This is a genomic window from Bacillus benzoevorans, assembly GCF_014207535.1.
In the GTDB taxonomy this organism is placed as follows: domain Bacteria; phylum Bacillota; class Bacilli; order Bacillales; family Cytobacillaceae; genus Bacillus_BD; species Bacillus_BD benzoevorans.
In genome coordinates, this window is sequence record NZ_JACHGK010000011.1 from 152,383 (window position 1) to 162,841 (window position 10,459).

Sequence of the window (10,459 nt, forward strand, 5' to 3'; positions counted from 1 at the left end):
TTAGGCAGCTCCTTTTGCTTTAAAGTAAATCAAGTTGTATTTTTCAAAATCCATCATTCTGAATCACTTTTTCTTCGATGATCTTCTTCATTTTCAAACCTCTCCATGCCTCATAATTAATTCGAAACTTTTCAGGTTCATAACCCAGTTTCTGAATTGCAGCTAACAGGTTATTTGATATCGTTTTCGCACTGCCATTTTCAAGCCTCTGTACTGTAATAACGGACACATTACCAACTAAGGCCAATTCTGCAATCGTCAAGCCTCGTTCTTCACGTAGTTTAATTAATGGATTTTTCATCTTTTTGTCCCCTTTCATCAAAATACACAGCAGCAACAAAATGTTACATATCAACTTATATGAATTTCCGAAAATTTATATACTTAAATTTATATAAAAGTGTAATATTTCTAAAAAACAAGTAAATTTATACACCCACATTATCCGGTAAGGGACGGAAAGATAGGATATATGGAAAAATGGAGCGGATTATCTAAAACTAGAATTTGAGCTGATGAGGGACAATTAGTAGTTGCATTCGAAAAAGCAGGATAGGACGGAGAAAGAACTGGCTACAAGAATGGACTGTTCGCCCGCTTATTCGGTAATTGATATGGCGAGACAAAGCACATGAAATGCTTTTAATTGAAGATGATACATAAAATTGAATTTCATTTGACCAGAGGGTAATTCTCCGATACCAGGAACCGGTCTTTTTGCATTTTGTCAGGCACCAGGACAGCTAATCGTTTTCTTGCTCCTGAGAACTGCCCGCTATCTGCATTTTAAACACCTTACCTCCTTCAAGCTACCCTAACCCTACACCAACCCCTCGGAAAGAGAAAAAGGCTTCTGAATCTGCTATTATGCGGGGCTTCTAGCCGATAAAAAAGAACCGTTGCCAACTATAACATTTTTGGTGCCTGGTTTTTCTTGGCCGGAATAAGCGGTGTATCTAACTATAACAAGATTGGTTCCACCTGGATTCGCACTGGCTTCCTAGGGGTGTGAACCGGTTCGGATGGGTGCGATCCTTTGACACTTATTAAAATACCTTCGTCTTTTACTGCTGTTCGGTTAAAATTAAGAGTAAAAAGGAGACAGCCTGTATGACAAAAAAACAGTCGTTTTATCTATTTATGTTACTCGTGTTGCTGCTAGGTGGTTGTTCCGATCCTGGTGATTATTCGGATCCCGGTTATTATGATGACACCGAGGCAACCATCGAGGAAATGCAGACCGTTATTGATGAATTAGATACAAGAATATCTGATTTAGAAACTCAAAATGAAGAGTTGCAAAGTGAATTAGACGATACTAATTCTAGATTACTTGATATCGAGTGGGAGTTAGATATGCCTTAAAAGCAAATTAGAAAATAAGAATGATAATCTCGGAGATGGTTTAGGATGTATTATGGTTTCGGTGGATTCCTAATGGTAGCTAGTTTGATTATCGCTTTAAAAGGTTTTTGGATATTGTTTAAGTTTAAAAAGTATGGGCTCATTCTTGCTCACTTAGCTTTCATTATTGGATTTCCAGTTTTGTTTTTTGTGTATACTACGGAATTTTTATGGACAATGGATGAAGAGTTGCGAATCTGGTTTTTTATACCGATTGGTTTAGTCATACCTGTTTGATTAATGTGGGGATTCATCGTAAATGGAAGTGCTGAAAAAAATAGAAGAAAATATTAAGCTGTGACCTTTTATCGGACCACAGCTTTTTTGTTGGTTTATAAACGAAAATAAGAAATCACTAATGACCTATCGATTTCATTGTTTGATCAATATAGATTCGATCTGCTTCTTCCGGGGAAATGCCAAATCTAGAAGCTGCTAGTCTGGCAACTTGAGGATCATGAATTTCTGGTACATAATTTTCACCGTAATTAGTGATTTCCTCGAATTTACCTTCCATAAAATAGTAGACGGCTTCTTCATTTACTGTCGAATTGATATTGGATTGACTAGAGTTAATTTCGTTGGTTGTAGTGGTGACAGACTCTTCTTCAAGTGGATATATTTCTTCTCCATTGTGATTCAATGCTAAATCATATTCCATGTTAAGGGATTCAAAGGAATAAATATCTTCATCATTAGTAAATTCGATATTATCGAAGGCACAGATCTTCTTTTCGCCACATTCAAATTCATAGTCTGTTTCTGTATTTTCTTCAATAACATTCGCTATTTTGGATAGAACATCATATTTGTCTTTATCAGATAGATTTACAAAATCAGAATTTGCTTCAGCATTAACATCAAATCTAATAAATGAATAACCTTCACTTGCTGTAGAAGTGTAGTTATTTATGTTAATTAGATCTGTTATGTATTTTGTAATTTCTTCATCTTTGTTTAGCTGATCTCCTATTGAATCAGCTATTTCTGTTTTAACGGGACCACTACATCCAACTAATAAAATCAAAGTGATCATTAAATAAAAAATAATTTTCTGCAATTTATTTTCCTCCTTTAAATAGGGTTCTATTTACTCATATGAGAAAATTTTATCAATATATAGAAAGATTGCAATCTCTTCTTTTATCAGTGAATTTACATCATCGGTTAGTTCTTTGGCTAGAACGATTACTTATAATGTAATAAATTACGAGGTTTAGAAGAGCGAGTAATAAAAGAGATTGTATGTAAAATCAAAGATAATTTGCTTGTAGGGCGATTCTCAAACATCGAGGATCTGCTAATAAGAAATTATTTCGCCAGAAAATGAGTTTTACCGGCACCATAAAACCGGTCATAATGATGATGTGGCGAATAGGATAGGATTAAGGAGGGCCTAACGTGTCCACCAACACATCAAGCCCAGGATGATTACAACACTAGTCCAATGATAGAAATAACAACTGATAATAAGGCACATACCGCCACTACTGTGTCTTTATCCATTCAAATCACCTCCCATAATCGATATACTCTTTCAAAATGCCTGTGACTGTAACATTAGAGGACAATCTTTTTCCTTTCGTCCACAGATTATGCTGTTAACCTCAGATCCCTTGCATGATGTATAAAGATAAAGCGGGAAGAAGGCTGCTAGCAAATCAAAATCGCATGGAATACAGCGATACAACAAAAAAGGGAACAGAAAATGTCTGCTCCCATTCAAAAAGCCCATGCACTAATCATCGGTGCACAGGCTTTTTTATGTTTATAAAAATATTATAAAGGGATTTGTCCGAATAAAAAATGCTTCATAATGTTTCACAGTGTTTCACAGAAAAAAATTTTTCGATATTTACTTAGTGTTGGGATTTCCATTGGTGGTCGGTCACTGGAAATGACAGTTTGTTTGCTTTCTTCATGAAGAGTATTAAATGTATGGAAAAATTCCTCTTGAGTTGATTCACTTACTATCTTCTTTGCTATACCAAAAAGAATGAAAAAAATCTTTGTATATTTGATTCTTTACTATAAAAGTCCGTGAAATCATCCACCTTCTTATATATCCTTATCATTTTCAGAAGAATAAGAAACCCATAAAAATTGTATCCCACTATAAATACATAGCCATTTCTAATTAAAAAGCTACCGTCACTACATATTTATTGCGAAAATCTTCTCCCTTATTGTCACGAATTAAATAGATAAATTCATTTGTGATTTTTTGCGACTTTAACGAATGTAAGAAAAGATAGAAATTCATACATTCATTTCGTTGAAACTATTGTACTTGTCCCAATTTCGGTTTAAAATAGATTTATACAAAAAATCATACATTCAAATCGCTGAAATTAAAGGAGCAAACGACATGACAAATCAAATCAAAGATGTGCGACCGATCAGGGATAAGCAGCAGCTAGAGGATATGAAGTGGGCTTTGAAACGACATTGTGGCGAACGGGATTACATACTTTTCGTCCTGGGGTGCGAAACCGGACTCCGGGTTGGCGATCTTCTTAAACTGAAAACCAAGCAGATTATAGAATTGAAAACAAAAAGGGATAAGATTTTAAAAGCCAAAGAGGGCAAGACCCAAAAGATCCGGGATATTTACATTGGCACCTGTTTCGATGAGATATATCAATATGCAGACGGGTTAAAGAGTGAGTGGCTGTTCCCTTCGAGAAAAGGAGATAAGGCTATCAGCCCCACCCAGGCTTACCGGCAGCTAAATAAGGCAGCAGATATGGGCGGGGTAGAACATGTAGGAAACCATACCTTACGAAAGACATTCGGATATTGGTTCTACAAAGCGACAAAGGATGTCGCCATGTTGCAAGGGATATTAAATCACTCTCACCCGTCAATTACCCTCCGGTACATTGGGATCACGGAGGAAGAGACAAATAACGTGCTCAAGACATTTAGTGTGTTTGATTAATTAGGAGGAGTTTTCTTGATAAAAATAGGACTACCTGATCCTTCTGCAACCATTTCTGTATCAAAAATTCATAAAGTGAAAGCCGTTCCTGGCTTTTATTTTATGAGGGATATAAACGGAACGATCATTTACATTGGAGAATCTCTAAATATAAATCAAAGGCTTAATAAGCACATATTAGGTAAGAGTAGTGTCACCAGGGAATTTCATCATGAATTTCATTCAGTCGATGTTTTTTACTGCGATAAAAAGGAACGAAGAATTTATGAAATCTTTGCTATTAATTTGTATGATCCAATTGGAAATGTTGATGATAATGATTCTGCTGACAAAAAAGAGTTACAAAGTCGGAGAAATAAATGGATCGATGGTTTGAAATCAGCAAAACCATAAATTAATAACAAACGGGGTATCCGAAAAGATACTCCTTTTTGTTTATACAAGCTATCGTGTACATGTTATAATATAGTTAACTTTAGTTAATGAGGTTAACCTACTGATATTGCTGGATATTAAAGTTTACCTAAAAGGAGATATTGAAATGGCTGACAAAACATTCGGAGTAAAGGTTTCTGACGATTTATACGACAAAGTAAAGTTGATGATTGAGAACAGCGGAGATTCCGCAAAGGAATGGTTCGAGAAGGCTGTCGCTTTTTCCGAATTGCAATCCATCAAGCAAGGGGCAACGGATTACAGCCAAGACTTGAACGAACTGGAAGTACATACGGCCCGGATTTATGAGTTAGTTTCTAATATGGTTCAACGATCCATTTATATCAAGGATCATGCGGTGAAGGAAATTGCCGACAAACTGGAACAAAAGGAGTCCATCATCGGGGAATACCAGGAGAAGTCGAAAGCAGCCATCGAGGAATTGAAGCAATCCCAGGAATCCGTAAAGGTTCTGGAAGAAGAGAAAAAGGAAGCCATGAAGCAGTTAGAGGAAGCACGATCCACCTATGAAAACAATCAGCTTCTTATCAATGAGTACAGGTCAAAGAACGATACATTAACCGGTCTGGTGAACGAATACAAGGATTATGCGGATGAAAATAAGAAATTAAAAGAACAGTTTGCTCATGAACGGGAGCAGCTGCAGTCACAAGTCAAAGAGGTCATGCAGCAGAATAATGACCAAGGGGTAGAAATTAAGGCTCTGAAACAGGAAGTGCAATCGCTACTGGAACATCATGCGGTTGAGTTGGAACGGCTGAATGAGAAGAAGGATTATGAGAAGGATAAGGCTCTCCTGGAACTAGAACGGGAATATCAACAGAAATTATTAGCAGCCAACGATGACTATAACAGTCGGATCAGGGAAATGTATGACCAAATTAATGCACTCCGCAAAGAACAAGAAAATTAATGACATTTTAAAATGGCTCTAACATAATTAATGATGTTGGGAGGTAAAAAAACAGTAGCACCCGACTTAAATAGTTGAGTGCTATCATCATTCAAATATGCAGAGAACCATATACTTTATGCCAAATTTCTCGGCCAATCCTTATACTGTTCTTTTGCTTGTTCAACAATCGCATTTGTGAGGAACTTCAACTGTTCACCTGTTATTTTTTCCTTCATTAAGACCATTTTAACGGCCAGGTTCACCTTTGAAAGAACATCGGAACGGTGAGGATTAGTCCAGTCCACCTTGAACTGTTTCTTCATAGCTTCTAGTACCTTATGAACTAAGTTCGCAATAAAATCATTGGTAAATGCTTTATTGCCCATATTTTCGATAATATGATAAAATGCAACCTCTTCCTCTGAAAGACCAAGTTCATCCTGAAATCTCAATTCACCTTGCATCCCTTTTTTAACTTCAATCATCATCCGAATAAGGTCAGCAGCAGAAATCACTCTATCATGATACTCGCTTATCGCCTTTTCCAGTGCTTCTTTTAATGACTTTTGCTTTGGATTGGATTTCTTTAATTTTAATTTAATCTCATCATCAAGTAATTCCTTTAGAAGTTTTAACCGTAGATCTACGTGCTTTTTCTCGACCAAATCAGCCATAAAGGCTTCATCAAGAATTGAAATATCCGGTCTCTCAATGCCGGCAACAGCGAACAAGTCAATTGCTTCTTTAGCCTCTATACTTTCGTTTACAAGGTTTGTAACCCGTTTTTCCAAATCCTTTTCTTTTTTTCGTGCTCCAATATTACCTTCAACAATTTTTCGTACCTGAGTAGCCAAGAGTTGATAAAGAGTAATTTCATAGGAAAAAGAACGTATTTCATCAATATGTCTAACTAATTGATGGGCTTTCTTTAGTTTGAGTTGAGCGGTCAAAAATGCTTCTTGTCGCCAACCTAGAAGCCCATTTACAAGCTCTGCAATATAATCTTCACGGTCAACCTTATCGAGGGTTTTCCAACCAGTTACATCTGCTTCATTCGGAATAAATTCACGAACAGTACCGAGATGTTCATAGAAAACGGCAACGGCAGCTTCAATATCAAATGTTGGTGTTCCTCTGCCCCCGCCACTGGTATATTTCTTAGTTGCTTCTTTAAGGTTTTGAGCAATTCCAATAAAATCAACGATTACTCCACCTTCCTTACCTGGAAAAACTCGGTTTACCCTTGCGATTGCTTGCATGAGGGTATGGCCTTTCATCGGTTTATCAACATATAAGAATTTCATTGTTGGAATATCAGTTCCGGTCAACCACATATCCCGGACAATAACCATTTTGAGCGGATGTTCTGGATCCTTTAAATTTTCCTTTATCGTCTCTTGTTCTTCTTTTGTCTTGATATGGGGGTAATCGCTACCAGGTTGAATGTCCTTTCTCCATCCTTCTGGATCCTTTCTTACATCACCAGTCATGATTACTTCAACTAACGGACAATTCGGCAACTTCCTCAATTCGTCATATAAAGCTACACAAATTTCACGGCTCATACAAACAATCATTGCTTTATCTTGTGAGCTCGCTGCCTGTTCAAAATGATGTAAAATATCTTTCGCTAGTCTTTCAAGTCTTGGTTGAGTTCCAACAACACGTTCTAGAGCAGCCCATTTTATTTGTGCTATTGACCGCTCATCGTTTGAGTGAGCTTCTGAAATAAGTTTATCGAAATCTTCATCCAGTTGTGCATTTGTATTACCGAGAGGAATTAAACGAGACTCATAATAGATAGGAACAGTTGCCTTATCTAGAACCGCTTGTTGCATATCATAAACATGAATATAGTTACCAAACACTTCAACCGTATTCCGGCCAATAAAATCTATTGGTGTCCCCGTAAATGCAATATGTGAAGCATTGGGTAGTGCTTCACGTAAATGGCCGGCATAGCCCCCTTCGTTGTATTGGGTTCGATGTGCTTCATCTGAAATTACAATAATATTTCTTCTTTCAGAAAGAACAGGATGTTTAATTTCTTTCTTTGAAACTTCTCCATCTGTTTCTTCATTTTTCAGCCGGAATTTTTCTATAGTTGAAAACACTATTTGTCCAGACTCGTTTCTCAATATTTCACGAAGTTGGTCTGAACTTTCTGCATGATGAATACTTCCGACTAAATTTTCACCTTTCTCGAAAGTATCAGATAGCTGTTCATCTAAATCAGCTCTATCCACCTGAACCACAACACTTGGGTTTTTCAGGTCTGAATGATGAATAACCATGCCGGCAAAGAACATCATCGAAATACTTTTCCCGGATCCTTGTGTATGCCAAATAACACCAATTTTTCGATCTCCTTCCGGACGTGTGGCTCGCATCGTTTCCTGCACAGCAAATTTCACACCAAAAAATTGATGATATTTCGCCCCTATTTTATATCTCTGTTCACCGTCTTTCATGTAAACCAAGAAATATCGAATATACTCAAGCAGTCGGTCTTTCTGGAATAGACCTTCAATTAACGTTTTCATCGTATTGGCAACATTGTTGTCTACTGTCCGTCCGTCAATGGATTTCCATGCCGCAAAAAATTCTATTGGTGCACCTGGAATGCCGTGAAGGGTCTCTATGTTATCCGAAATAACGGAAAAGGCATTGTAGGTAAAAAGTTGAGGTATGTCATTGGTGTAGTTCGTAATTTGTATGTAGGCATCATCCACAGTTGCCTGTTGGTTATATGGGCTCTTTAATTCAAAAACAACTAATGGAAAACCGTTTATATAAATAATAATATCTGGCCTTCTAGAAAAACGGCCATCTATTGAAAGTTGATTGACCACTAGGAAGTCATTTTTATCAACATTATTCCAATCAACCAGGAAAACATGTTCAAATTGCTGTTCGGCTCCTTCTTCCCATGAAAAAGTGAAGCCTTTTGTCAACATCTCATGGAACCGCTCATTTCTTTGTTGATTCGTTACTCCATCAGGACTCATGAACAAATCAGCCAAAATAGGAATCTGTTCGGAAGGAAGCGAAGAATATTTCCTTCGCAAAAACCCCTCTAAACGGTCACGTAATATTACATCACGAACACTTTCCCGACCACTGAACAATTTTGTTGCATGAAGATAGTTATAACCAATACGTTTAAGTCGTTCTATAGTTGTTTCTTCAAAGTCCGATTCATATAAGCCACTATTCAATTAAAGCACCTCCTATTTATGAATTGCTTCTTCTTATACTTCAATTGATCCTGAAAGTAAAGCGGGTAGCAAGTAATTTAGAGTTTGTTTTAAAATGTAGTTTTCAAAAGTGTATTTACGTAATTGTAAAAACCATTTTTCTGTTATATCCTCGAACCTTTTCATTTGTTCTTTACTAATATTAGGCATTTCATATTGAAGAAGAACACTATTTTGTACCCTTTGTCTGCCTGATGTTCCAACCATGCTCTGTTTAGCAAATTCATGAAAATTTGGGTCCTTAATAAGACAATATAAAAATTGAGGACAACTATTGTCATTAGCTCTTAACACCAGGAATTCTGTAGAACCAAATGCGACTTTACCTTCATTGAGAAAATCAACAAAAGCAGCTTTACCATTTTCAAGACATGGTGTAATTCGTGCTAGTAAAACGTCATTTTTCATGAATTTAGTTCCAGACTTGTATTCCTTCTCCACAATATTTTCATCTGAAATACTCATATGTCTAGTTGGTAAAGCCTTCATATCAACAAACTTTAATAAGGTTCCTTTTTTTACTGTTGTACTTGGATTTAAAATAACGTAGTCTCCAAGTTGTTTTGTTTTTTCGTTATCAATTAGATCAACAAACCAATGTCGAAAAAAAGTTTGTGCCATTTCTTCAAGAGTTTCGATTATTTTAATATTTAATTCGATTTTATTTTCTAGATTTGATAAAATACTTGCAATTTTCTGTTGCCGAGTTAATGAGGGTAGAAATAACGGATAATTCATAATCTCATCCTTATCCCCCCTTGGCATTTTTGCCCCTTTTGCCCCTGTCATTACATAATCAAAAAAATTGTCAGTATATAAACAATAATAAAGGAATTTACTATCAACATGTACAATATCTTTATTACGTATAACTAAGATATCACTTGAACAACCACCTTCTTTATCAGCAAACCAGATTTTTTTATAATACGGCCGTATATTTGATATGAGGATATCATTACTACAATATTTTGAAACTGTTTTTGATGTTGGTAAAGAAGAAGCATAAGATACACCACCCCTATCTGGATTCATGTTTTCAGTAGAGATATAGTTTGAATTATTTATTTCACTTATGCTTATTCTATCACCACTAAAATAGCTAATATCTTTTAACAAAACCTCTTTCCATTCACTCAATATAATCCCTCCAAATCTTCCTTGATTCTTTCTTGGAGACGATTAGATTCTTCGAACTGCTCTAATAGTTTTATTCGTAGTTCTTCAATTTTTTCCTCAAACTGAAATTCACCATATTCTACATCTCTAGCTCCAACATAAATACCAGGTGTTAACTTATAATCATGTTTACTTACTTCTTCAAGAGTAGTAACCTTGCAAAAACCCTTTAGATCTTTGTAATTACCATCTCCTGTCTTATAAGCACGATACACTGCAGCAATCTCGTTTATGGTATGTCAACACTAAACTAGACAATTTTTTTATGGTCTTTGTTCCTATATTCGACTGGGCTTAAATAATCAAGGGTACTGTGAATTCTGATAT

At 36.1% G+C, this 10,459-nt stretch carries 10 protein-coding genes and 1 pseudogene; 5 read left to right on the forward strand and 6 right to left on the reverse strand.

Going from position 1 to position 10,459, the window contains the following annotated elements:
- Window positions 1-43: 43 nt before the first annotated feature.
- A complete protein-coding gene (locus HNR53_RS15565; protein WP_184527634.1) occupies window positions 44-301 on the reverse strand; it encodes a helix-turn-helix domain-containing protein in 258 nt (85 codons plus the stop codon).
- 809 nt (window positions 302-1,110) lie between these two features.
- On the opposite strand from HNR53_RS15565, the gene HNR53_RS15570 reads away from it, so the two are divergent.
- Both HNR53_RS15570 and HNR53_RS15575 read left to right on the forward strand, forming a co-directional pair.
- Entirely contained in the window at window positions 1,111-1,365 is a 255-nt protein-coding gene (locus HNR53_RS15570; protein WP_184527636.1) for a hypothetical protein, read from the forward strand.
- A 72-nt stretch (window positions 1,366-1,437) separates the two neighbouring features.
- On the forward strand, window positions 1,438-1,641 hold the full coding sequence (locus HNR53_RS15575) for a hypothetical protein (protein WP_184527638.1): 204 nt from the start codon (window positions 1,438-1,440) through the stop codon (window positions 1,639-1,641).
- Between the two features lie 118 nt (window positions 1,642-1,759).
- Here the strand turns inward: HNR53_RS15575 and HNR53_RS15580 are convergent, their stop codons facing one another.
- Both HNR53_RS15580 and HNR53_RS15585 read right to left on the reverse strand, forming a co-directional pair.
- Window positions 1,760-2,464 carry a hypothetical protein gene (locus HNR53_RS15580; protein WP_184527640.1) on the reverse strand — a complete coding sequence of 235 codons (705 nt, stop codon included), beginning with the start codon at window positions 2,462-2,464 and terminating at the stop codon, window positions 1,760-1,762.
- 800 nt (window positions 2,465-3,264) lie between these two features.
- Window positions 3,265-3,369 (reverse strand): annotated as a pseudogene (locus HNR53_RS15585) (DnaA ATPase domain-containing protein); the annotation flags it as partial.
- Window positions 3,370-3,772: 403 nt separating this feature from the next.
- Between HNR53_RS15585 and HNR53_RS15590 the strand changes: the two are divergent.
- The 3 genes from HNR53_RS15590 (at window position 3,773) to HNR53_RS15600 (ending at window position 5,714) form a co-directional block, all read left to right on the forward strand.
- Window positions 3,773-4,345, forward strand: coding sequence for a tyrosine-type recombinase/integrase (locus tag HNR53_RS15590; protein ID WP_184527642.1), 573 nt, complete (start codon window positions 3,773-3,775; stop codon window positions 4,343-4,345).
- A gap of 15 nt (window positions 4,346-4,360) precedes the next feature.
- Window positions 4,361-4,738, forward strand: coding sequence for a GIY-YIG nuclease family protein (locus HNR53_RS15595; protein ID WP_184527644.1), 378 nt, complete (start codon window positions 4,361-4,363; stop codon window positions 4,736-4,738).
- A gap of 148 nt (window positions 4,739-4,886) precedes the next feature.
- Window positions 4,887-5,714 (forward strand): hypothetical protein, encoded by an 828-nt coding sequence (locus HNR53_RS15600; protein ID WP_184527646.1) that lies wholly within the window; start codon window positions 4,887-4,889, stop codon window positions 5,712-5,714.
- Window positions 5,715-5,830: 116 nt separating this feature from the next.
- On the opposite strand, the gene HNR53_RS15605 is transcribed toward HNR53_RS15600, so the two are convergent.
- The 3 genes from HNR53_RS15605 to HNR53_RS15615 are packed head-to-tail and all read right to left on the reverse strand — an operon-like array spanning window position 5,831 to window position 10,365.
- Complete coding sequence (locus HNR53_RS15605) at window positions 5,831-8,914, reverse strand: type I restriction endonuclease subunit R (RefSeq protein WP_184527647.1); 3,084 nt, start codon at window positions 8,912-8,914, stop codon at window positions 5,831-5,833.
- 33 nt (window positions 8,915-8,947) lie between these two features.
- Window positions 8,948-10,093 carry a restriction endonuclease subunit S gene (locus HNR53_RS15610; RefSeq protein WP_184527648.1) on the reverse strand — a complete coding sequence of 382 codons (1,146 nt, stop codon included), beginning with the start codon at window positions 10,091-10,093 and terminating at the stop codon, window positions 8,948-8,950.
- A complete protein-coding gene (locus HNR53_RS15615) occupies window positions 10,090-10,365 on the reverse strand; it encodes an N-6 DNA methylase (protein ID WP_343065344.1) in 276 nt (91 codons plus the stop codon). The genes HNR53_RS15610 and HNR53_RS15615 overlap by 4 nt, the downstream gene beginning before the upstream one ends.
- Window positions 10,366-10,459 lie beyond the last annotated feature (94 nt).